The organism is Nonomuraea sp. NPDC003727, assembly GCF_053586935.1.
Genome location: NZ_JBSFNE010000011.1, coordinates 227,008 through 249,126, shown reverse-complemented (window position 1 = coordinate 249,126; position 22,119 = coordinate 227,008). Strand labels below are relative to the sequence as shown.

17 protein-coding genes are annotated in these 22,119 nt (G+C 70.8%); 11 read left to right on the top strand and 6 right to left on the bottom strand.

Annotation, left to right across the window (positions count from 1 at the left end; translation table 11 throughout):
• Positions 1–8 precede the first annotated feature (8 nt).
• The 3 genes from nirD to ACWDLG_RS28220 are packed head-to-tail and all read left to right on the top strand — an operon-like array spanning position 9 to position 2,289.
• The gene (gene nirD, locus ACWDLG_RS28230; RefSeq protein WP_354907012.1) at positions 9–353 is read left to right on the top strand and encodes a nitrite reductase small subunit NirD; all 345 of its coding nucleotides are present in this window, start codon (positions 9–11) and stop codon (positions 351–353) included.
• Positions 350–1,513, top strand: coding sequence for a uroporphyrinogen-III synthase (locus ACWDLG_RS28225; RefSeq protein WP_354907011.1), 1,164 nt, complete (start codon positions 350–352; stop codon positions 1,511–1,513). The genes nirD and ACWDLG_RS28225 overlap by 4 nt, the downstream gene beginning before the upstream one ends.
• Positions 1,510–2,289 carry a sirohydrochlorin chelatase gene (locus ACWDLG_RS28220; RefSeq protein ID WP_449925459.1) on the top strand — a complete coding sequence of 260 codons (780 nt, stop codon included), beginning with the start codon at positions 1,510–1,512 and terminating at the stop codon, positions 2,287–2,289. Before ACWDLG_RS28225 ends, ACWDLG_RS28220 begins: the two co-directional genes overlap by 4 nt.
• Here the strand turns inward: ACWDLG_RS28220 and ACWDLG_RS28215 are convergent.
• From ACWDLG_RS28215 to ACWDLG_RS28205, 3 genes are all read right to left on the bottom strand, one after another.
• Positions 2,196–2,747 carry a hypothetical protein gene (locus tag ACWDLG_RS28215; RefSeq protein WP_449925456.1) on the bottom strand — a complete coding sequence of 184 codons (552 nt, stop codon included), beginning with the start codon at positions 2,745–2,747 and terminating at the stop codon, positions 2,196–2,198. The two genes, ACWDLG_RS28220 and ACWDLG_RS28215, sit on opposite strands and share 94 nt — an antisense overlap.
• A 1,010-nt stretch (positions 2,748–3,757) precedes the next feature.
• Positions 3,758–4,615 carry a PAC2 family protein gene (locus ACWDLG_RS28210; protein WP_354907008.1) on the bottom strand — a complete coding sequence of 286 codons (858 nt, stop codon included), beginning with the start codon at positions 4,613–4,615 and terminating at the stop codon, positions 3,758–3,760.
• A 625-nt stretch (positions 4,616–5,240) separates the two neighbouring features.
• Positions 5,241–5,696, bottom strand: a complete 456-nt coding sequence (locus tag ACWDLG_RS28205; protein WP_449925452.1) for a universal stress protein — start codon at positions 5,694–5,696, stop codon at positions 5,241–5,243.
• Between the two features lie 63 nt (positions 5,697–5,759).
• Between ACWDLG_RS28205 and metH the strand changes: the two genes are divergently transcribed.
• The 8 genes from metH (at position 5,760) to ACWDLG_RS28165 (ending at position 18,812) form a co-directional block, all read left to right on the top strand.
• Complete coding sequence (gene metH / locus ACWDLG_RS28200) at positions 5,760–9,218, top strand: methionine synthase (protein ID WP_449925449.1); 3,459 nt, start codon at positions 5,760–5,762, stop codon at positions 9,216–9,218.
• A gap of 813 nt (positions 9,219–10,031) precedes the next feature.
• The gene (locus ACWDLG_RS28195; RefSeq protein ID WP_354907005.1) at positions 10,032–10,685 is read left to right on the top strand and encodes an HAD family hydrolase; all 654 of its coding nucleotides are present in this window, start codon (positions 10,032–10,034) and stop codon (positions 10,683–10,685) included.
• A 1,380-nt stretch (positions 10,686–12,065) separates the two neighbouring features.
• Positions 12,066–12,536 (top strand): cellulose synthase, encoded by a 471-nt coding sequence (locus ACWDLG_RS28190; RefSeq protein WP_449925815.1) that lies wholly within the window; start codon positions 12,066–12,068, stop codon positions 12,534–12,536.
• A gap of 317 nt (positions 12,537–12,853) precedes the next feature.
• Positions 12,854–13,852, top strand: a complete 999-nt coding sequence (locus ACWDLG_RS28185) for an ABC transporter permease (protein WP_354907004.1) — start codon at positions 12,854–12,856, stop codon at positions 13,850–13,852.
• Between the two features lie 55 nt (positions 13,853–13,907).
• A complete protein-coding gene (locus tag ACWDLG_RS28180; RefSeq protein ID WP_449925445.1) occupies positions 13,908–15,683 on the top strand; it encodes an ABC transporter substrate-binding protein in 1,776 nt (591 codons plus the stop codon).
• Positions 15,684–15,763: 80 nt separating this feature from the next.
• The gene (locus ACWDLG_RS28175; RefSeq protein ID WP_354907002.1) at positions 15,764–16,777 is read left to right on the top strand and encodes an ABC transporter permease; all 1,014 of its coding nucleotides are present in this window, start codon (positions 15,764–15,766) and stop codon (positions 16,775–16,777) included.
• Positions 16,774–17,802, top strand: coding sequence for an ABC transporter ATP-binding protein (locus ACWDLG_RS28170; RefSeq protein WP_449925442.1), 1,029 nt, complete (start codon positions 16,774–16,776; stop codon positions 17,800–17,802). Before ACWDLG_RS28175 ends, ACWDLG_RS28170 begins: the two co-directional genes overlap by 4 nt.
• Positions 17,799–18,812, top strand: coding sequence for an ABC transporter ATP-binding protein (locus ACWDLG_RS28165; protein ID WP_449925439.1), 1,014 nt, complete (start codon positions 17,799–17,801; stop codon positions 18,810–18,812). Before ACWDLG_RS28170 ends, ACWDLG_RS28165 begins: the two co-directional genes overlap by 4 nt.
• 493 nt (positions 18,813–19,305) lie before the next feature.
• Here ACWDLG_RS28165 and ACWDLG_RS28160 read toward each other — a convergent pair whose 3' ends face one another.
• Genes ACWDLG_RS28160 through ACWDLG_RS28150 form a run of 3 tightly spaced genes read right to left on the bottom strand, consistent with a single transcriptional unit; the run spans position 19,306 to position 22,039 of the window.
• Positions 19,306–19,989, bottom strand: a complete 684-nt coding sequence (locus ACWDLG_RS28160) for a response regulator transcription factor (RefSeq protein WP_354907172.1) — start codon at positions 19,987–19,989, stop codon at positions 19,306–19,308.
• Entirely contained in the window at positions 19,989–21,125 is a 1,137-nt protein-coding gene (locus ACWDLG_RS28155) for a histidine kinase (RefSeq protein ID WP_449925437.1), read from the bottom strand. Before ACWDLG_RS28155 ends, ACWDLG_RS28160 begins: the two co-directional genes overlap by 1 nt.
• Before the next feature lie 53 nt (positions 21,126–21,178).
• Positions 21,179–22,039 carry a RecB family exonuclease gene (locus tag ACWDLG_RS28150; protein ID WP_354906998.1) on the bottom strand — a complete coding sequence of 287 codons (861 nt, stop codon included), beginning with the start codon at positions 22,037–22,039 and terminating at the stop codon, positions 21,179–21,181.
• Positions 22,040–22,119 lie beyond the last annotated feature (80 nt).

Genomic DNA, 22,119 nt, shown 5'->3' with positions numbered 1-22,119 from the left:
CACCAGAGATGACCGTCGCCGAGCTCCCCACCCGCACCTGGGTCCCCGTCTGCGCCTACACCGCCCTGCTGCCGGAGCGGGGAGCGTGCGCCCTCGTCGACGGGCGGCAGGTGGCGCTGTTCCGCACCTTCGACGGCCGGGTCCACGCCGTCGGCAACCGCGACCCCTTCTCCGGCGCCCACGTCCTGTCCCGCGGCATCGTCGGCTCCAGGGGCGAGGAGCCCACCGTCGCCTCGCCCATGCACAAGCAGGTCTTCTCCCTGGTCACCGGCCAGTGCCTGGACGACCCGACGGTCGCCGTGCCGACCTATCCGACCCGAGTGAACGACGGCAGAGTGGAGGTGGGGCTTTGACCGCCCTGACCGTGGAAGAGCCGAGATCGCCGGAGACGGCGCCCGACGCGCTGGCCGGATTCACCATCGGCGTCACCGCGACCAGGCGGCGCGAGGAGTTCCGCGCGCTGCTGGAACGGCGCGGCGCCCGCGTGGTGAGCGCCCCGGCCATCAGGCTCGTCCCGCTGGCCGAGGACAGCGACCTGCTCGCCGCCACCCGCCGCAGCCTGGAAGCCCCCGTCGACGACGTCGTCGTCACCACCGGCGTCGGGTTCCGCGGCTGGATGGCCGCCGCCGAAGGCTGGGGGCTGTCGGCCGAGCTGTCGCACCACCTCACCCGCGCCAGGCTGCTCACGCGGGGCCCCAAGGCCAGGGGAGCGGTCCGCGCCGCCGGCCTCAACGACCACTGGACACCGGCCACCGAGTCCTGCGAGGAGGTCAAGCAGCACCTGCTCGCCCAGGACCTGCGCGGCCGCCGCATCGCCGTCCAGCTGCACGGGGAGCCGCTGACGGGATTCGTCGCCGAACTCCGCGCGGCAGGCGCCGAGGTCATCGAGGTGCCCGTCTACCGGTGGCTGCCCTACCGCGACATCTCACCGCTGCGCCGCCTGGTCAGCCAGGCCATCACGGGCGGCGTCGACGCGGTCGCCTTCACCAGCGCCCCCGCCGTGCTGGCGATGCTCAACTCCGCGCGCGCCGACGGCCTGGAGGAGGCGCTGCTGTCGGCGTTCGCCGGACGCGTCGTGGCCGCGTGTGTCGGCCCGGTGACCGCCCAGCCGCTCCAGTCCAAGGGCGTGCCGGTGATCCAGCCGGACCGCTCCAGGCTCGGCGCCCTCGCCAGGACGCTCGCCAGGCACCTGCCCGAGCACGGCGTCACGCGGCTGGTGGCCGGCGGGCACGCACTGGAGATCCGCGGCCACGCCGTCGCCGTGGACGGCGAGCTCAAACCCCTGCCACCCGCGCCCATGGCGGTGCTCAAGCGCCTGGCCGACAAGCCCGGCCACGTGGTGCCGCGCTCGGAGCTGCGCACGGCCCTGCCGGGCGGCGCGGCGCGCGAGTCGGCCGAGCACGCGGTCGAGATGGCCGTCACCCGGCTGCGCAGGGCCCTCGGCCCCGGCGGCATCGTCGAGACCGTGGTCAAGCGCGGCTACCGCCTGGCCACCCACCGGGACGACCGGTGAACTTCGCGCTGCCGTACGGGAACGGGCACGGCACACTGGTGATCGCCGCGCACGGCACGCGCAGCGCGGCGGGCCTGCGCACGCTCTCCCGGCTCGCCGCCGCCGTCCGCAACCTACGCGAGGGGCACCGCGTCGAGCTCGCCTACCTGGAGATCAGCGAGCCGCTGCTCGCGGACGTGCTGCCGGGGCTGCCGGGGCCGGTCACCGTCGTCCCGCTGCTGCTGGCCGGCGGCTACCACGTCCACGTGGACCTACCGGGCGTCATCGCCGCGACCCGTCCCGACGCCACCGTGGCCCCGCCGCTCGGCCCGCACCCGCTGCTCACCTCCGCGCTGGTCCGCCGGCTCGCCGGGGCGGGACTGCGCGCCACCGACGCGGTCGTCCTGGGCGCGGCCGGCTCCTCCGACCCCGCGGCCCTGGCCGCCGTCAGAGCCGCCGCGCGCCTGCTCGCCGTACGGCTCTCGCGCCCGGTCACCGCCGCCTTCGCGGCAGGCGGCACCCCCACCGTGCGCGAGGCGCTGGAGCGCATGCGGCACGGTCCAGCGCCTCGCGTCGTCCTCGCCTCCTACCTGCTGGCGCCCGGCTTCTTCCACGACAGGCTGGCCGCCTGCGGTGCCGCCGCGGTCACCGACCCGATCGGCGCCGACCCTGACCTGGCCGCCCTGGTATGGGCACGCCACGATCAGGCGTCGGGCTCCAGCCGCAACTCCTTGACGATCTCCTCCGCGCCGGCGTCCCGCGAGGGACCCGCGTCCGCGCCGACGAACATCTCGTAGTAGGCGTGCTGGAAGCAGCCGGCCAGCAACAGCCTGGCGCTGGCCACCGGATCGACCGACGGCGCCACCCTGCCGAGCCGCTGCTCGGCCGCCAGGTAGTCGGCCAGCGGAACGATCTCGGCCATCGGGCCCAGACCGTTGTCACGGACGGCCGCGCGGAAGCGGACCGTCACCGAAGGAGAGGTGAAGGCGGGCAGCGCCGCCGACTGGACCTCGAGGTAGTAGTCGATGCCCGCCCTCGCGATGGGGAGCAGGTTGTCGCTCACCCGTCCCTTCCCCACGAGGTGGGACAGGTCGTGCAGGATCCGGAGCCAGAGCGGGAGCCGGTCCTGGAGCAGGGCGAGGAACAGGTCGACAGGTCCTCCGCCGCGCTCCTCCCGCAGGGACAGCGCCATCTCCAGCACGCGGCGCCTGGTGTCCTGGCTTCTCTGGTGCGGGTCGACATGGGAAGTAGCCATGGTTGCCCTAACGTGCGCAGTCACAGGGGTAGGTTCAACGTGGCCGTGCCGGAATTCACTGATGTTGCTAAGACGTGTTTCTCCTGGTTATTGGATCGTTGCGAGCTGGCGTGCCAGCCTGGCGCATTCCGGTCGAAACGCGCGGGGCACTGATTATTGCCTGAAACCGTTGGGAAATCCGGTGATTGAATCCTGAAACTTCCCTGACAGTTGTCACGACATGTCGCCCACCTTCGGACATGCCGGGCGGCCGGGGCGGGGAGGAGACGGCCTGGTGCGTGTGGAGGGCGAGCTCAGGGGCTGTCTGGTCGAGGCGGTGCGGTCCGGTGCCGCCGGAGCCGAAACCCGAAAGAACTTTCACGAGTGGATGTAAAGGACCCACCAAAGTGGGCATTTCCGGACGCCGCTTTCATGGTTTCGGCCCCTTTGGGGCGCTCGCCTGGGTGATACGCGAGCCGCTTGGCCCGGAAACACACGAGATCCGGGGGCCGCCCTGTGTCTGCGCAAGAAGTGAGACGCCTGCCGTCCTCAGCGGCGCCGTCGGGATCCTCGGGCAGGGAGCGGGCGCAGTATCGAGTGGCGTGCGGGCCGCGCTCGGCGGGGCCGTTGGGGTGCTCGGGCGGGGGTGGGGTGGTGTCGGGGGCGTGCGGGCCGCGCTCGGCGGGCCATTTGGGGGGAGCGTGTCGTCCTGCGTGGGGCTGTATGGGGTGCTCGGCAGGGGGTGGGTGGTGTCCGGCGACGTGCGCGCCGCGGCTCAACGGGGTCATTCGGGGTGGTGCGTGTGCCGTCCTGCGCGCAGCGCGAGGGGCGCTCGGCAGGGTGCTGCTGTCAGGTGGCGTGCGGGCTGCTGTGCGGGGCTGTTTGGGGCGGTATGCGTGCCGTCCTGAGGGTGGCCGCATGGGGGTGATGCTCGGGTCGGCCCGGACTGGGCGGTTCGCGAGGATGGCGGGGGGTGTTTGGGCGCCACGAAACCGGGGGTGCCGGTCAGGCGGTCGCGGGCTCGCTCGGGACTACTGGTCGCCCGGGTCGCGATCCCTGCGGCGCAGGTAGCGCTCGAACTCCGCCGCGATCGCGTCACCCGACGCCTCGGGCAGCTCGGCCGCGTCCTTGCGCTCCTCCAGCTCCTTGACGTACTCGGCCACCTCGCTGTCCTGCGAGGCCAGCTCGTCGACGCCGGTCTCCCACGCGCGGGCCTCCTCGGCGAGGTCGCCCAGCGGCACCGGGATCTCCAGCACGTCCTCCACCCTGCGCAGCAGCGCGAGCGTCGCCTTCGGGTTGGGCGGCTGGGCGACGTAGTGGGGCACCGACGCCCACAGCGAGACGGCCCGCAGCCCGGCCACGCCGAACGCGTGCTGCAGCACCCCGACGATGCCCGTCGGCCCCTCGTAGCGGCTCAGCTCCAGGTTGATCGAGCGGGCGAGCCCCTCCTCGGTCGCCGAGCCCACGATCGGCACGGGACGGGTGTGCGGCGAGTCGTTGAGCAGCGCGCCCAGCATGATCGCCATCTCGATGCCCAGCTCGCGGCAGATCCCGATGATCTCCTCGCAGAAGCCGCGCCAGCGCATGTTGGGCTCGATGCCGCGCAGCAGCACCACGTCGCGCTCGACGCCGGGCGGGCGGGCCAGCGACAACCTGGTCGTCGGCCAGACGATCGAGCGGGTCAGCCCGTCACCCATCTCCACGATGGGGCGCGTGACCTGGAAGTCGTAATAGTCTTCCGGGTCCAGCGCGATCAGCGGCTCGGCCTTCCACTGGCTCTCCAGGTGCGCGATGACGCCGCTGGAGGCCTCACCTGCGTCGTTCCACCCTTCGAACGCGGCGATGAGCACCGGATCGACGAGCTCGGGGAGCCCTTCGAGCTCGATCACGCGCCGCCTCCTCTCGCTGGTCTCAACGCCTAAGCCTATGCGGTGGACAGCGCTTTACGTCACTGATCTCCACGGGCGTAATCCCACCGGGCCCCGCACGCCCGGTCCTCGGTCGAGAACGGCAGGTCAACGGCGGTACAGGCGGCGTAGAAGGGGCTGGTTCCGTGGTGCGGCACCTCTTCGTCCGGCCGCGGGGCCGCACCTCCGCCGCTCCCAGCGCCGGTCCTAGCGCCGGTCCCGGGCGCCGGTTCAGGGGCCGGGACGCAGGGGGTATGTGTTCCGCGAGTGACTTCGCCGGGCGACGTTTACCGGCCCGGCCGAAGTCCTGCTGGAGTATGCGTGAAGGACGGGCGGTCACCGGTGACGAGGGTGGCCTTGACCCGGCTTGCCGTACCGGATGGGGCGCGGGAAGACCGTCGCATCGGACGGTCCCCGCGCAAAGACCGTCGCACCGGATGGGGCGCGGGAAGACCGTCGCACCGGACGGTCCCTTCGCGAAGGGCGCCGCATCGGACAGTCCCCGCGGAGAGGACATCGCAGAACAGGCCGGAAACCCGCAGGGCCGGACGGATCCCGCACAGGACTCGCGGGACGGATCGCGGGCCCTGGTGAAGCGCCGGTGTGGTCAGTGGCCCGAGGTGGTGTGGACGATCAGGACGTCGCACGAGGCGCGGTGGGTGACGTTGGAGGGGACCGAGCCAAGCAGGCGTCCCGCCAGGCTGTTGAGCCCGCGGTTGCCGACCACGAGCAGGTCGGCGTGGTGCCGGTCGGCCAGTTTGACGAGCACGTCGACCGCGTCGCCCTCCTCCGCCGCCAGCAGGATGTCGTCGGCGCCCGCCGCGACCGCGTGTTCGCGGGCCGCGCGCAGGGCGTCGTCGGCGGGCGTGGATCCGCTGACCTTGTAGGCCAGGTCGCCGAGCACGTCGGCGGCGGCCGCGCGGGAGCTCTCGCGCATGGGGATGTAGGCGCAGGCCAGCACGAGAGTGGCGCGGGTGGCGGCGGCCAGCGCGGCGGCGGCGGTCACGGCGCGGAAGGAGGAGGCGGAGCCGTCGGTGCCGACAAGTACGGTGCGGTAGGCCATGGGGGACCCCAATTGGACTCAGTGTCAATTGTCGACAGGGTAGCGCCCGTTAAGCTTGACCGCATGAACGCCTCCCCGTCTTTCCGCGAAGTCCTCTCCCAGCGCGTGATGGTCGCCGACGGTGCGATGGGGACGATGCTGCAGTCATATGACCCGACCCTCGACGACTTCGAGGGCTACGAGGGCTGCAACGAGGTGCTGAACGTCACCAGGCCCGACATCGTCAGCGGTGTTCACGACGCCTACTTCGCGGTCGGCGTCGACTGCGTCGAGACCAACACCTTCGGCGCCAACATGGCGGCGCTGGGCGAGTACGACATCGCCGACAGGGTCTACGAGTACTCGGAGGCGGGCGCCCGCCTGGCCCGCGAGCGCGCCGACCACTGGTCCACGCCCGAGCACCCGCGGTTCGTGCTCGGCTCGATGGGTCCTGGCACCAAGCTGCCCACGCTCGGCCACCTGCCGTTCGCCACGCTGCGCGACGCCTACCGCGACAACGCGGCGGGCCTGATCGCCGGCGGCGCCGACGCGCTGATCATCGAGACCTGTCAGGACCTGCTCCAGGTCAAGGCCGCCGTCGTCGGCGCCAAGCGGGCGATCGAGGCCGCAGGCCGCGACGTGCCGATCATCGCCCAGGTCACCATCGAGACCAACGGCGCCATGCTGCTCGGCTCCGAGATCGGCGCCGCCCTCACCGCGATCGAGCCGCTCGGCGTCGACCTCGTCGGCCTCAACTGCGCCACCGGCCCCGCCGAGATGAGCGAGCACCTGCGCTACCTCGCCCGCCACTCGCGGCTGCGCCTTTCCTGCATGCCCAACGCGGGCCTGCCCGTCCTCACCTCCGACGGCGCCTACTACCCGCTGAGCCCCGGCGAGCTGGCCGACGCCCACGAGACCTTCGCCCGCGACTACGGCCTGTCGCTCGTCGGCGGCTGCTGCGGCACCACGCCCGAGCACCTGCGCCAGGTCGTCGAGCGCGTCCGCGGCCAGCAGCCGGCGTCGCGCAGGCCGCACCCCGAGCCGGGCGCCTCCTCGCTCTACCAGACCGTCCCGTTCCGCCAGGACACGTCCTACCTGGCCATCGGTGAGCGCTGCAACACCAACGGCTCCAAGGCCTTCCGCGAGGCCATGCTCGAAGGCCGCTGGGACGACTGCGTCGAGATGGCCCGCGAGCAGGCCCGCGACGGCGCCCACATGCTCGACCTGTGCGTCGACTACGTCGGCCGCGACGGCGTCGCCGACATGAAGGAGCTGGCCTTCCGCTTCGCCACCGCCTCCACCCTGCCGATCATGCTCGACTCCACCGAGTCCGAGGTGCTCAAGGCCGGTCTGGAGATGCTCGGCGGCCGAGCGGTCGTCAACTCCGTCAACTACGAGGACGGGCGCGGGCCCGAGTCCCGCTTCCACAAGACCATGACCGCGGTGCGCGAGCACGGCGCGGCCGTCGTCGTCATGTGCATCGACGAGAACGGCCAGGCGCGCACCGCCGCCGAGAAGGCCCGCATCGCCTCGGAGACGATCGACGACCTGGTCGCCAACTGGGGCATGAAGGTCTCCGACATCATCGTCGACTGCCTGACCTTCACCATCGCCACCGGCATGGAGGAGTCGCGCAAGGACGGCCTGGAGACCGTCGAGGGCATCCGCGAGCTCAAGCGCCGCTACCCCGAGGTGCAGACGACGCTCGGCCTGTCCAACATCTCCTTCGGCATCAACCCGGCCGCCCGCATGGTGCTCAACTCGGTGTTCCTCAACGAGTGCGTCAACGCCGGCCTCGACTCGGCGATCGTCCACGCCTCCAAGATCCTGCCGATGTCGCGCATCCCCGACGAGCAGCGCCAGGTCGCGCTCGACATGATCTACGACCGCCGCCGCGACGGCTACGACCCGCTGCAGAAGTTCATCGCGATGTTCGAGGGCGTCGACGCCGCGGCGCTGCGCGCGGGCAAGGCCGAGGAACTGGCCGCGCTGCCGCTGTGGGAGCGGCTCAAGCGGCGCATCATCGACGGCGAGCGCAAGGGCCTCGAGGCCGACCTCGACGAGGCGCTGGCGCAGCGCCCCGCGCTGGAGATCATCAACGACGTCCTGCTCGACGGCATGAAGACGGTCGGCGAGCTGTTCGGCTCCGGCCAGATGCAGCTGCCGTTCGTGCTGCAGTCGGCCGAGGTCATGAAGAACGCCGTCGCCTACCTCGAACCCCACATGGACAGGGTCGAGGGCGAGTCCAAGGGCCGCATCGTGCTGGCCACCGTCAAGGGCGACGTCCACGACATCGGCAAGAACCTGGTCGACATCATCCTGTCCAACAACGGCTACGAGGTCGTCAACCTCGGCATCAAGCAGCCGGTCAGCACCATCCTGGAGACCGCCGACCAGAAGAACGCCGACGTCATCGGCATGTCCGGGCTGCTGGTGAAGTCGACGGTCGTGATGAAGGAGAACCTCGAGGAGATGAACTCCCGGGGCATCTCCCAGCGCTACCCCGTGCTGCTCGGCGGCGCCGCCCTCACCCGCGCCTACGTCGAGCAGGACCTGGCCGAGCTGTTCGACGGCGAGGTCCGCTACGCCCGCGACGCCTTCGAGGGCCTGCGGCTGATGGACGCCTTCATGGCGCACAAGCGCGAGGGCTCCCCGCTGCCCGCGCTGCGTGAGCGCCGCGTCAAGTCCGGCGCCACCCTCGTCCGCACGCCCGTCGAGGAGCTCCCGGCCCGCTCCGACGTGGCCGCCGACAACCCCGTCCCCGTCGCGCCGTTCCACGGCGACCGCATCGTCAAGGGCATCTCGCTCCAGGAGTACGCCGCCTTCCTCGACGAGCGGGCGCTGTTCCTCGGCCAGTGGGGCCTCAAGCCCACCAGGGGCGGCGACGGACCCGGCTACGACGAGCTCGTCGAGACCGAGGGCAGGCCCAGGCTGCGGATGTGGCTCGACCGCATCCAGACCGAGGGACTGCTGGAGGCGGCCGTCGTCTACGGCTACTTCCCGTGCGTCAGCGACGGCGACGCGCTCATCATCCTCGACGACGCGGGCAACGAGCGCACCCGCTTCACCTTCCCGCGCCAGCGGCGCGACCGGCACCTGTGCCTGTCCGACTTCTTCCGGTCGAAGGACTCCGGAGAGGTCGACGTCGTCGGCTTCCAGATCGCCACCATGGGCGGCAAGATCTCCGAGGCCACGGCCGAGCTGTTCGCCAAGGACGCCTACCGCGACTACCTCGAGCTCCACGGCCTGTCGGTGCAGCTCACCGAGGCGCTGGCCGAGTACTGGCACGCCAGGGTCCGCTCGGAGCTCAGCATCGGCGGCCAGGAATCCCTCGACGACATGCTGAAGGTCAACATCCAGGGCTGCCGCTACTCCTTCGGCTACCCCGCCTGCCCCAACCTGGAGGACCAGGTGCAGCTCTTCGAGCTGCTCGACCCGGGCCGGATCGGCGTCACGCTGTCGGAGGAGTTCCAGCTCCACCCCGAGCAGGCCACCTCGGCCCTGGTCGCCCACCACCCGGAAGCCAAGTACTTCAACGTTTAACTGCGCGCCGCGGTGGCAGAGGCAGCCCAAGGGCACCCCTGCCACGCGCCGGCCGGCCGCCACGCCCACAGAACAGGCGGCCCGGCGAGCCCGCACCATCGATCGCGTCGCCCGCGCCACGGACGCCGCACTCATCGGATGCGGCACGTCCGCGCGGTCGTGACTGCTGGAGCGCGGTTGCCCGACTGCGCCCGACAGGCGCCCGCCAGGTCGCTCGGCCGGCCGGACGCTTCCGGTCGCTCGGCTGTGACGGGCGGACGCTCCTGGCCGTTCGGTTGCGGCGGTCGGACACGTGGCGGTCATTCGGCTGCGGTGGGGGACATTCTCCGGCCGCTCAGCTGTGGCGGGCAGGCGCTTTCCGGCCGCTCGTTGCGGCAGCGGGCACCGTTCCGTCGCCGGCCTTCCGAGGGCGCGGGCGTCGTTCGGCCTCTGCAGGCGGGAGCCGTGCCGTCGCCGGCCGCCGTGGGGAGTGTCGCCCCGCGCACCGGGGTCCTTGGCGGGGTAGGGTGCAATCCCTTGGCGTTCGTGGAGCATGCGGCGGGGTCGGGCCCGTCGGCGTCGTTCGGGCTGGACGCGGCGGAGTCCGGTCCCCTGGCGTTCGTGGTGGGCAGGCCGCGGCCCTCCCCGTACGGCAAGCGGGCGCAAGCGCCACCCGGGGCGCGGGGCGGGCCTCCGTCCAGGGATACGCTCACCGAGCCCACGTGGCTGGCCGCCGTCACGGCGCTACCAACCACCTCAGAAGCGGACCCGAACAATACCAAGTCACGAGGACGCCCTACCGTAGAAGTCCGTATCGAGTGCATCGGGGGAAACGTGGACGCCGCATTCTTCGACATGGACGGCTTGCTGGTCGACACCGAGAAGGTGTGGCTGAAGATCGAGATCGAGGTGATGTCCCGCCTCGGCGGCATCTGGACTCCCGAGCACCAGACCCACCTCGTCGGCGGTTCCATGGAACGCACCGTCGACTACATGCTCGCCGTGTCGGGCTCGTCCGTCGCGCCGGAGACCCTGCGCGAGTGGATGATCGACGGGATGGTCACCGCGCTGGCCGGAGGCGTGCAGACCATGCCGGGCGCGATCGAACTCCTGGAGAGCCTGCGCGCCGAGGGTGTGCCCGTCGGGCTGGTCACCTCGTCCCTCAAGGAGATCGCCGAGGCGGTGCTGGCCTCGGTGGGCCGCGACCGGTTCGACGTCATCGTGACGGCCGACGACGTGACCCACACCAAGCCCGACCCCGAGCCGTACTTGACCGCGGCCCGCCTGCTGGACGTGGAGCCGGTGAGATGCGTCGTGCTGGAGGACTCACCCAACGGTGTGGCGGCGGGAACGGCCGCCGGATGCGCTGTGGTGGCGGTCCCCAGTCTGCTGCCGATCGAGCCCGCACCCGGCCGGTTGGTGGTGTCGTCCCTCATGGAGATCACGCCCGACCACCTGCGCGCCCTCGTGCCCCCTCTCAACCTCTGACCTCAACCTCCCCCCAACCACCTCGCTGCTGAGGCTCTACCTACCGCCCTGCTCTTGGGGCCTGTTGCGTTGGCGCTACCGCTCGCCCTGCCTCCGAGGCCGCCTCGCTCCCGAGGCACTGCCGTCGTGCGACCCGCTGCCGAGGCGCTTCCGCCCTGCTTCGGGGCAGGCTGGCGAGGCGCTAGTGCCTGTACGGACTTCGCCTCATAGCCCTGGGTCTTAACGATGGGGCTTTGGCTCATAGCCCGGGCTCGTAGCGACGTAATGATGGCTCTTCGGCTCGTGGCTCCCGACCCCGGCGCGTCGTCCCGCCCTTGTCTGACGGCCTCGGCTCCAGGGCTTGGCCTCTGGGACGGTGGTCCTCGCCCGGGCCGGCGGTCGCGGCTGCTCCATCGGCCTGGGCAGCCCCCCGGGACAGCGAACCGCCGCTACACGGTGGCAGATGTACACGGGCGACGTTGCGGACGCCCGCCACGTCCTGCTGGAGCGGCGTGGTAGGACAGGCGCCGGCCACGTGACCACGGTGGGCTCCTCCCGGCTTGCCGTACGGGGAGGGGCACGCAGGGGTGCGGAGGCGAGCAAGCAAGGCGACCAGACGGGGACGAGCGGCGCGGCCGGGACCGGGGTAGGCGCGGTGCCCGGCAGGGCGTCCGGGTGGGGGATGAGTGGGCGCCCTGGCACGAGGCGGCCAGAGCGCCCGGACTGGGGACGGGCAGGGCGTCTGGGTTGGGGATGGGCAGCGCGGCCGGGTGGGGGCGGGCAGGGCGTCTGAGTTGGGGACGGGCAGGGCGCCTGGGCGCGCATCGGCCAGAGCACTCGGATTGGGGATGGGCAGGGCGCTCGGGCGGCGGATGGCGGGATGCCAGGCGCGGGACGAGCGGGATGCCCGGGTGAAACGATCCGCGCGACGGCGGCGAGGAGCGGCCCGCCGGACCCGGGCGGGCGGACAGCAACCGGCACCCGAAACCACCGCGCACGCGTCTCCCGACCATCGCGCACGCGTCTCCCGACGAGAATGCACGCGTCTCCCGACGACGGCGCACGCGACACGCGTCTCCCGACGACGGCGCACGCGTCTCCCAACGATCGCGCACCTCCCGGCCAACGCGCATGCGCCTCCCCGCACGCCCGCTCTCGCCGGGCTGAGCGTCCGGTCGAGAGGGGCAGGGGCAAGGGAGGTCCGGCGACGGTGGCGGCGATGGCGATGGTGGCGGCGATGGTGGCGGCGACGGCGACGGTGGCGGTGGCGGTGGCGGGAACTCCCGGCGAACGGAACCGAAAAACCACCCCCTAAGGGAAAGATCCCTCCTCAGGGAGGAGCGGCGACGGCCGGACCGCGTGCCAGGATGGAGACGTCAGCCGAGATGAGGGGTGGCCAATATGGGCGGATTCAATACCATCGCGTGGTTGCCGTTGTGTGCCGGCGCCACCGGCCTGGGGCTGGTGTTCAGCTTCCTGCTGCTGCGCCGTAAAGGAGTCCATGCCGCGATGCGGATGACGGCCTGGTCGCTGCTGCCGATGGCCGCCTACCTCACCGGCGCGCTGGCCGCTCTGTGGACCATCGGCGCGACGGCGGTCGGCTTCGTCACCAGCCTGGTGTTCAACCCGATGACCTGGGCCGGGGTGGTGCTCGCCGGTCTGTCGGTGGTGCTGTTCATGGTCTCGGGCGTGATCAGGTCGAGGAAGCTGTCGGCGGGGGAGGGCAAGGCCCCGGCCGCCTCGGGGGAGAAGCCTGCGCCGGCCGCGAAGGCCGCCACGGCAAAGCCTGCGGTCACGCCGCGGCAGCCCAAGACGAACGACGACGATTTCTCCGATATCGAGGACATTCTCAAGCGCCGCGGAATCAGCTAACGCGCACGCCAGTGCAATGTCACAGTTCCGAGATGCAACCGGAACGGGCTGTAGACATTCTGTCCAAGATCGATACGAATGAGTTTCGCCGGAATCACAGTTGAGCCACATCGACCTCTTGGGGGCTAGTCAGCGCAGCTCAGGCCATACATTCTGCCTCCTGGGACCGTGACGGACGGTCCTGGCAAGCACGGGCGTGAGTCCAGACCGGGCCGGTGCCCGTGACGGACGACGCCGTCTCACCCAGGGGGCACGAGCAGTATGCGCACAACCCCGGTCGTGCCAGCCCCCTGGAAGGTCAGGACAGAGGAGGGCGCATGACCGCACCGCTCGACGTGCCGGAGTCAGCCAGCTCGGCGGCTCCCGAAGCGGTGGTGGCAGCAACCAGCGGCAAGGCCATCGAGGGCCGTTCGCTCGGCCAGATCGCCTGGCGGCGGCTCAAGCGGGACAAGGTCGCGATGGCAGGCGCCAGCGTGATCATCTTTCTCATGCTGGTGGCCGTCTTCGCGCCGCTGATCGTGGGAGCGCTGGGGCATGACCCGCTGCAGTACCACGAGGATCTCGTCGACAGCGGCACGCTCGCGCCGAAGGGAGCCTACGGCGGGATCAGCTCCGAGTTCCTGTTCGGAGTCGAGCCGGTCAACGGCCGCGACATCTTCAGCAGGGTCGTCTACGGCGCGCGCATCTCGCTGCTGATCGCCTTCCTCGCCACCCTCGTGTCGGTGGTCATCGGCACGGCGCTGGGCGTCATCGCCGGCTACTGCGGCGGCTGGATCGACAGCTTCATCGGCAGGGCGATGGACGTCTTCCTCGCCTTCCCGCTGCTGGTGTTCGCGCTCGCGCTGGCCGGTGTGGTGCCGGACCAGGCGTTCGGGCTGTCCGGCGACACCCTCCGCGTCACGCTGCTGATCTTCATCATCGGCTTCTTCAACTGGCCCTACCTCGGCCGCATCATCCGGGGCCAGACGCTGTCACTCCGCGAGCGCGAGTTCGTCGACGCCGCCAGGAGCCTGGGCGCCCGCGGGCCGTACATCATCTTCCGCGAGCTGCTGCCCAACCTGGTCGCGCCGATCCTGATCTACGCGACGCTGCTGATCCCGTCGAACATCCTGTTCGAGGCGGCGCTGTCGTTCCTCGGCGTGGGTGTGCGACCGCCGACTCCCACGTGGGGCGGCATGCTCTCCGACGCGGCCAGGTTCTACACGATCCCGCACTTCATGATCTTCCCCGGATTGGCGATCTTCATCACCGTGCTTGCGTTCAACCTGTTCGGCGACGGCCTGCGGGACGCGCTCGACCCGCGTGGCAGCCGCTGACCCCTCCCGGACTCCCTTTAACCCTGCTTCCAACCCAAAGGGGTGCGACACCTTGATGAGAAGAAAAGCGCTGACGACAGCCACGGCCGGGCTCACTCTCGCCATGGCACTGGCGGCCTGTGCGGGCACGCCGACCCAGACCCCCGGCCAGGGTCAGAGCGCCCCCGCGAGCTCCGGCGCCTCGGGCGCCGCGGAAGTGGCAGACGCCGCGGTGGGCAAGATCTACAACCCTTCTGACAAGAAGGGCGGCACTCTCAAGATGGCCAACACGGCCGACTGGGACAGCCTCGACCCCGGCAACACCTACTACGGCTACGCCCTGAACTTCGCCCGCCTGTACGGCCGCGCGCTGCTGATGTTCAAGGCCGCGCCCGGCCCCGACGGCAACACCCTCGTGCCCGACCTGGCCGAGAGCCTGGGCAAGTCCAGCGACGACGCCAAGACCTGGACCTACAAGCTGCGCTCGGGCATCAAGTTCGAGGACGGCACCCCGGTCACCTCCAAGGACGTCGCGTACGCGGTGGCGCGCCAGTTCGACAAGGAGGTCCACCCGAACGGGCCGTCCTACCTCAACGCGCTGCTCGACTGGCCGAAGGGCTACAAGGGCGCCTACAAGTCGAAGGACGCCGACATCTCCTCGGCCGTCGAGACGCCCGACGACCAGACGATCGTGTTCCACCTGAAGGAGCCGTTCGGTCTGTTCGACTACATCGTGCAGATGCCGATGACCATGCCCGTCCCCAAGGACAAGGACACCGGCACCAAGTACCAGGAACACATCATCTCGACGGGGCCCTACAAGTTCGAGAAGAACGAGATCGGCAAGGGCTTCACGATGGTCCGCAACGAGAACTGGGACCCGGCCACCGACCCGAACCGGCCGGCCCTGCCCGACCGCATCGAGGTGCAGACCGGCGTCAACGCCGACGACCTCGACAACCGGCTGATCTCCGGTGACGTCCAGATCGCCGTCGACGGTCTCGGCATCGGCAACGCCGCGCTGCCGAAGGTCCTGCCCGACCCGGCGCTCAAGGCCCGCACCGACAACCCGGTGCAGCAGCGCACCTGGTACACCTCGATCATTCCCGACGTCCCCCCGCTCGACAACGTCGAGTGCCGCAGGGCCATCGCCTTCGCCGCCGACCGCAGCAGCCTCTTCCGCGCCTACGGCGGTGAGACCGGCGGCATCACGGCCAGCGCGATGATCCCGCCGAGCCTGGCCGGCCACAAGGAGATCGACCTCTACAAGTCGCCCGACGACAAGGGTGACGTGGAGAAGGCCAAGGCGGCGCTCGCCAAGTGCGGCCAGCCCAACGGCTTCGAGACCAACATCTCCTACCGCACCGAGCGGACCAAGGAGAAGGCCGCGGCCGAGTCGCTGCAGCAGTCGCTCGCCCGCGTCGGCATCAAGCTCACGCTCAAGCCGTACCCGCAGGACGACTACTTCGCGCTCTACGCCGGCAAGCCGTCCTACGTCAAGGAGAACAAGATCGGCCTGGCCATCAACGGCTGGGGCTCGGACTACCCCGACACCTACGGCTTCATGCAGGCCATCATGGACAGCCGGGACATCCGCGAGGCAGGTAACTACAACCTGAGCGTCAAGTTCCCCGAGATCGACAAGATCATCGACCAGATCAAGGCCGAGCCGGACGCCGCCAAGCGCGCCGAGCTGTGGTCGCAGGTCGACCACATGGTCATCGACCAGGCCGTCGTCATGCCGAGCGTGTACGGCAAGGCCCTGTACATGCGCGGCAAGGGGCTGACCAACGTCTTCATCAGCGACTCCCAGCAGATGTACGACTACGTCGGTCTCGGCGTCCAGCAGTAAGACGAACCACACCTAGATAGGCGGGTGAAGGCAGCAGGTCCCCGGCCGGCACAACCGGCCGGGGACCGGAGCCGGGCACTGTGGTCACATACATCATCAGGCGCGTGATCGGCGCTTTGGCGATGCTGCTCATCGTGAGCATCGTCACCTTCGGGATCTTCTTCTTGGTGCCGCGCCTGGCCGGCGCAACACCGGAGGCGTTCGCCGCCCGGTACGTCGGCCGTGGGGCCAGCATGGACACCATCAAGCTGGTCGCCGAGCGGCTCGGGTTCTACGATCCCGTGATCGTGCAGTACGGGCGCTTCCTCAAGGGGATCGTGCTGGGAACCGAGTACAACACGGGAGCGGGCGTCGAGCACTGCCCCGCGCCCTGCTTCGGCTACTCCTTCATCAACCAGCAGCCCGTCTGGCCGAGCCTGATGGACCGCTCGCGTGTGACGCTGTCGCTCGGCATCGGCGCCGCGGTGCTGTGGCTGCTCGGCGGCGTGGCGACCGGTGTGCTGTCGGCGCTGCGGCGCGGCAGCTTCTTCGACCGTGCGGCCATGGGCATCGCGCTGGCCGGCGTGTCGCTGCCGATCTTCTTCACCGGCATGATCTCCCTGTCCGTCTTCAGCTACGGCCTCGGCTGGACCGCCCCCGGCGGCGCGTGGGTGGACGTCACCATCGATCCGCTGCAGTGGGCCTACAACCTGCTGCTGCCGTGGATCACCCTGGCCCTGCTGTTCGCCGCCACCTACGCCAGGCTCACCCGAGCGGGCATGCTGGAGACGATGGGCGAGGACTACATCCGCACCGCGCGCGCCAAGGGCCTGCTCGAGCGCCGCGTCGTGGTCAAGCACGGCCTGCGCGCCGCGCTGACCCCCATCGTCACCGTGTTCGGCCTGGACTTCGGCCTGCTGCTCGGCGGCGCCGTCCTGACCGAGACGACCTTCTCGCTGAACGGCCTCGGCAAGTTCTCCGTCGACGCCATCAAGAACAACGACCTGCCCGCGGTCATGGGCGTCACGCTGCTGGCCGCACTGTTCGTCGTGGTGGCCAACCTGGTCGTGGACCTCCTCTACGCTGTGGTCGACCCGAGAGTGAGGCTTTCGTGACCGCGTTCCTCGACGTCAAGGACCTGCGCATCCACTTCCCGACCGACGACGGCCTGGTCAGGTCCGTCGACGGGCTGACCTTCGCCCTCGAGCGCGGCAAGACGCTCGGCATCGTCGGCGAGTCGGGCTCGGGCAAGAGCGTGACCAGCCTCGGCATCCTGGGCCTGCACAAGGGCGGCAAGGCCAAGCTCTCCGGCGAGATCTGGCTCGACGGTGAGGAACTCGTCGGCGCCTCCGCCGATCACGTGCGCGGCCTGCGCGGCAAGAAGATGGCGATGATCTTCCAGGATCCGCTGTCGGCCATGCACCCCTACTACACGGTCGGCGACCAGATCGTCGAGGCCTACCGGATCCACAACGACGTCAGCAAGAAGGTCGCCCGCAAGCACGCGATCGACATGCTCGGCCGGGTCGGCATCCCCACGCCCGACAGGCGCGTCGACGACTACCCCCACCAGTTCTCCGGCGGCATGCGCCAGCGCGCCATGATCGCCATGGCGCTGTCGTGCGACCCCGAGCTGCTCATCGCCGACGAGCCCACCACCGCGCTCGACGTCACCGTGCAGGCGCAGATCCTCGACCTGATGCGCGACCTGCAGCGCGAGTTCAACTCCGCGCTGATCATCATCACCCACGACCTCGGCGTCGTGGCCGAGCTGTCGGACGACATCCTGGTGATGTACGGCGGCAAGTGCGTCGAATACGGCAGCGCCGAAACGGTGTTCTACCACCCCGAACACCCCTACACCTGGGGCCTGCTCGGCTCGATGCCCCGCCTCGACAGGGAGCGCACCGAGCGGCTCATGCCGATCAAGGGATCGCCCCCCTCCCTGATCAACGTCCCCCCGGGCTGCGCCTTCCACCCGCGCTGCCCGCACGCCGCCCGCACCGAGGGCCGCTCGCAGACCGAGGTGCCCGAGCTGCTGAAGTCGGGCCCCGGCCACCTCGTCCGGTGCCACATGGCGCCGGAGGAGCGCAAGCAGCTGTGGGAGAGCGAGATCAAGCCGATGCTGGAGACCACATGAGCGAGACGCTGCTGTCCGTGCAGGACCTGCGCATGCACTTCCCCATCCACAAGGGGCTGCTGAAGCGACAGGTCGGCGCGGTCAAGGCGGTCGACGGGATCGACTTCGAGGTCCGCAAGGGCGAGACCCTCGGCCTGGTGGGCGAGTCCGGCTGCGGCAAGTCCACCACGGGACGGCTGGTGACCAGGCTCATCGAGCCCACCGGCGGCACGATCACCTTCGAGGGCCAGGACATCACCCACATGCCGCAGAGCCGGCTGCGCCCGCTCCGCCGCGACATGCAGATGATCTTCCAGGACCCCTACTCCTCGCTCAACCCCCGCCACACGGTCGGCGCCATCGTCGGCGCGCCGTTCCGCATCCAGGGGATCCAGACCGAGCAGGGCATCAAGAAGGCGGTCCAGGACATCCTGGAACTGGTCGGCCTCAACCCCGAGCACTACAACCGCTACCCGCACGAGTTCTCCGGCGGACAGCGCCAGCGCATCGGCATCGCCCGCACGCTCGCCCTGAAGCCGAAGCTCATCATCGCCGACGAGCCCGTCTCCGCCCTGGACGTCTCCATCCAGGCGCAGGTCGTCAACCTCCTCGAGGACCTGCAGAACGAGCTCGACCTCACCTACGTGGTGATCGCGCACGACCTGTCGGTGGTGCGCCACATCAGCGACAGGGTCGCGGTGATGTACCTGGGCAAGATCGTCGAGGTCGCCGACCGCAAGTCGCTGTACACCTCGCCGATGCACCCCTACACCAACGCGCTGCTGTCGGCCGTGCCGGTCCCCGACCCCAAGGCGGGCACCGAACGCGAGCGCATCCGCCTGCAGGGCGACGTCCCCAGCCCGATCAACCCGCCGCCCGCGTGCCGCTTCCACACCCGGTGCTGGAAGGCGCAGGAGATCTGCAAGAAGGTCGAGCCGCCCCTGACCGAGCTGGCCAGCGGCCACAAGGTCGCCTGCCACTTCCCGGAGAACGCCCCCGCCGCCGCCACCCCGGAACCCGCCAAGGCCTGACCCCGGCGCGCGTTCCGCCACCGCCCCGCCCGGCACGCTCTCCTGCCGGCCGGCACGGCCTCCTGGGCCGTCACCCCCCTCCGGCCCGGCACGGTGTCTGCCCGGCGGCGCGCTCTCCTCCCGGCCCTGCTCGCGGTGTCTGCGGGCCGGCGAGGTCCTCCTTCGGCCCTGCTCGTGGCGTCTGCGGGCCGGCGTGGCCGCCTCCCGGCCCGGCATGCGGTGTCCGCGGGGCGGCGTGGTCTCCTCCCCGTACGGCACGCCGGGTCACGCCCACCCCGGTCACGGGGCGGGCGTCCCTCCAGGGAGACGCTCCTCCAGCGCGCGGGGCCGGCCGCCGACACGCGGCACGAGCAGGCCACCACCAGGCCACCACAGGCCACCGCCCCGATACCCGCGCTCCCAGGCCCGCCCACATGGACGCTCCCGGCCCTTCACCCGGGCAGGGCCGGTGCGAGGACCGCCGTCACGACCAGGGTCGGCGCGCGGACCGCCGTCAGGACAGGGCGCCTGGCGTGATCAGCCCGGTCTCGTAGGCCAGGACGACCGCCTGAACGCGGTCGCGCAGCCCCAGCTTCGTCAGCACGTTGCCCACGTGCGTCTTGACCGTCGTCTCGCTCACCACCAGCTTGGCGGCGATCTCCGCGTTGGACATGCCCCTGGCGATCAGCCTGAGCACCTCCAACTCCCGCTCGGTCAGTCGGTCGAGCCGCGCCGGGGTCGCCTGCTGGTAGGCCGACGGCAGCTTCGCCGCGAACCGGTCGAGCAGCCGCCTGGTGACGCTCGGCGCCACGATCGCGTCGCCCGACGCCACCACCCTGATCGCCTGCACCAGCTCGTCCGGCGGCACGTCCTTCAGCAGGAAGCCCGACGCCCCGGACCGCAGCGCCTCCACGATGTACTCGTCCAGGTCGAACGTGGTCAGCACCAGCACCTTCGGCACGTGCGCGCCCGCGGCCGCGTCGCGCACGATCCGCCGCGTCGCCTCGATCCCGTCGACGCCCGGCATCCTGATGTCCATCAGGACCACGTCGGGCAGCAGCGCCCGTGCCTGCTCGAGCGCGTCCTTGCCGTCGCCTGCCTGCCCGACCACCGCGATGTCCGGCTCGGCCTCGAGGATCAGGCGGAACCCCGTGCGCAGCAGTGGCTGGTCGTCCACCAGCAGCACTCTGATCGTCATCATCCGTCCTTCAGCGGGAAAGTCGCCCGCACCTCGAAACCGCCCCCCGTGCGCGGACCGATCCTGAGGATTCCACCATAGAGGGCCACCCTCTCGCGAATCCCGACCAATCCATGCCCGGTCCTGTCACCTGGCGGAGAGTCGCCCGGGCCCCTGCCGTCGTCCTCGACGACGAGGCTCAGCTCGCGCGGCGCCTGCCGTACCGACACCCTGGCATGGGCGCCGGGGCCGGCGTGGCGCAGGCTGTTGGTCAGCCCCTCCTGGACCAGCCGGTAGACGGCCAGGTCGACGCCCGCGGGAACCGGACCTCCGCCCTCGACCTCCAGCTCGGTCGGCAGGCCCGCCTCACGCATCTGCTCCACCAGCGCCGGCAGGTCGCGCAGCCCCGGCTGAGGGCGCCGCTCCGGCGGGCCCGGCAGGCTGTCGGTGCGCAGCACGCCGACGATGTTGCGCATCTCGTTCATCGCGAGCCTGCCGGTCTCCTCGATCGCCGACAGCGCCTCGCCCGCCAGCTCAGGGCTGGCGGTCAGCACCTTCCTCGCGGCCGCGGCCTGCACGGTCATCACGCTCACGTGGTGGGCGACCACGTCGTGCAGCTCCCTGGCGATGCGCGAGCGCTCCTCCGCCCGCGCCGCCCTGGTGTCGGCGTCCCTGGCCCGCTCCAGCCTGGCCGCGCGGTCCTTCAGCTCCTCCAGGTAGGCGCGCCGCAGCCGCACGCTGCGGCCGGTGCCCCAGACCGCCAGCCCGATGAGCGCGGCCATCGCGTGATCGGGCCAGGTCATCGTGGGCGGCGCCAGCGCCAGCGCCGTGACGTAGCCGACCGCCGAGACGGCCAGCCCCGACAGCGCGACCGCCAGACCCCGGTGGGCGGCCACCGTGTAGAGCACGATCAGCCCGGTCAGCCCGGCGAGCCCCGGATCCATGTGGAGCGCGCCGAACACCACGATCGGCACCTGCGCGGCGCACAACGCCCCCAGCGGCCAGCGCCTGCGCACCGCCACCGGCAGGTAGCCGACAGCCAGCAGCACCGCCTCGGCCACGCCGCCGTTGCCGCCGGCGACGAACAGCGCCACCGACGCCGCCGCCAGAGCCGCGGCGAGGAGCGAGTCGCGGAACAGGGCTCGGTCGGTGCGCACCGCTTCAATGTAAGACCAGGTGAAAGCGGGAATCCTCCTCCTTGGGGAGGACTTCAGAGCTCGTCGGTCGCCGCCCGCCGGCTGCTTCTGACCGTGTCACCCGGCTGCCTGGCGGGCACCGGCGGGGGAGTGCCGCCGAACTCGGGGCACAGCGCCTGATGATCGCACCAGTCGCACAGCCGGGACGGCCGCGCCCGCCACTCGCCCGTCTCCAGCGCCCGCTCGATCGCCGCCCACAACGCCTGCACCTTGCGCTCGGTCGCCAGCAGGTCGGCCGCGTCGGGCGCGTAGCGCAGCACCTCGCCGGCGCCGCCCAGGTAGACCAGCTGCAGCAGCCGCGGGATCTCCCCGCGCAACCGCCACAGCACCAGCGCGTAGAACTTCATCTGGAACAGCGCCTTGGCCTCGAAGTCGGGCCCCGGCGCGTTGCCGGTCTTGTAGTCGACGACCCTGACCGCGCCGCCGGGCGCCACGTCGAGGCGGTCGATGTAGCCGCGCAGCATCAGGCCGCTGTCGAGCACCGCCTCCACGTACAGCTCCCGCTCGGCCGGCTCCAGCCGCGTCGGGTCCTCCAGCGTGAAGTAGCGCTCCAGCATCGAGCGCGCCTGCCCCAGCCACTCCAGCCGCTCGGCCTCGTCGGCGAACATCTCCGCATAGGCCGCGTCCTCGCCGAGCAGCCTGGCCCACTGCGGCTCCAGCAGCTCCAGCGCCGCCTCCACCGAACGCCGCGGCGCCGGGAGGTCGTAGAGCCGCTCCAGCACCGCGTGGACCACCGTGCCGCGCACCGCCGCCGCCGAGGGCTTCTCGGGAAGCTGGTCGATCACCCTGAAGCGGTACAGCAGGGGGCAGGTCATGAAGTCACCCGCCCGCGAAGGGGAGAGGGCCCCGATGATCACGGGTTCGGTCAACGTCATGCTCCGCACTGTAAGTCAAGACACCGACAGTATGGGCGCGCCGAGTAGCATCAAGGCAGCCACTGGACAAAGGAGTGATA

Bases quoted from the DNA above. Each gene is read 5' to 3' on its own strand.
- nirD (WP_354907012.1), top strand. From the start codon at position 9: ATGACCGTCGCCGAGCTCCCCACCCGCACCTGGGTCCCCGTCTGCGCC.
- ACWDLG_RS28215 (WP_449925456.1), bottom strand. From the start codon at position 2,747: ATGGCTACTTCCCATGTCGACCCGCACCAGAGAAGCCAGGACACCAGG.
- ACWDLG_RS28205 (WP_449925452.1), bottom strand. From the start codon at position 5,696: ATGGCCTACCGCACCGTACTTGTCGGCACCGACGGCTCCGCCTCCTCC.
- metH (WP_449925449.1), top strand. From the start codon at position 5,760: ATGAACGCCTCCCCGTCTTTCCGCGAAGTCCTCTCCCAGCGCGTGATG.
- ACWDLG_RS28190 (WP_449925815.1), top strand. From the start codon at position 12,066: ATGGGCGGATTCAATACCATCGCGTGGTTGCCGTTGTGTGCCGGCGCC.
- ACWDLG_RS28185 (WP_354907004.1), top strand. From the start codon at position 12,854: ATGACCGCACCGCTCGACGTGCCGGAGTCAGCCAGCTCGGCGGCTCCC.
- ACWDLG_RS28180 (WP_449925445.1), top strand. From the start codon at position 13,908: ATGAGAAGAAAAGCGCTGACGACAGCCACGGCCGGGCTCACTCTCGCC.
- ACWDLG_RS28165 (WP_449925439.1), top strand. From the start codon at position 17,799: ATGAGCGAGACGCTGCTGTCCGTGCAGGACCTGCGCATGCACTTCCCC.
- ACWDLG_RS28160 (WP_354907172.1), bottom strand. From the start codon at position 19,989: ATGACGATCAGAGTGCTGCTGGTGGACGACCAGCCACTGCTGCGCACG.
- ACWDLG_RS28150 (WP_354906998.1), bottom strand. From the start codon at position 22,039: ATGACGTTGACCGAACCCGTGATCATCGGGGCCCTCTCCCCTTCGCGG.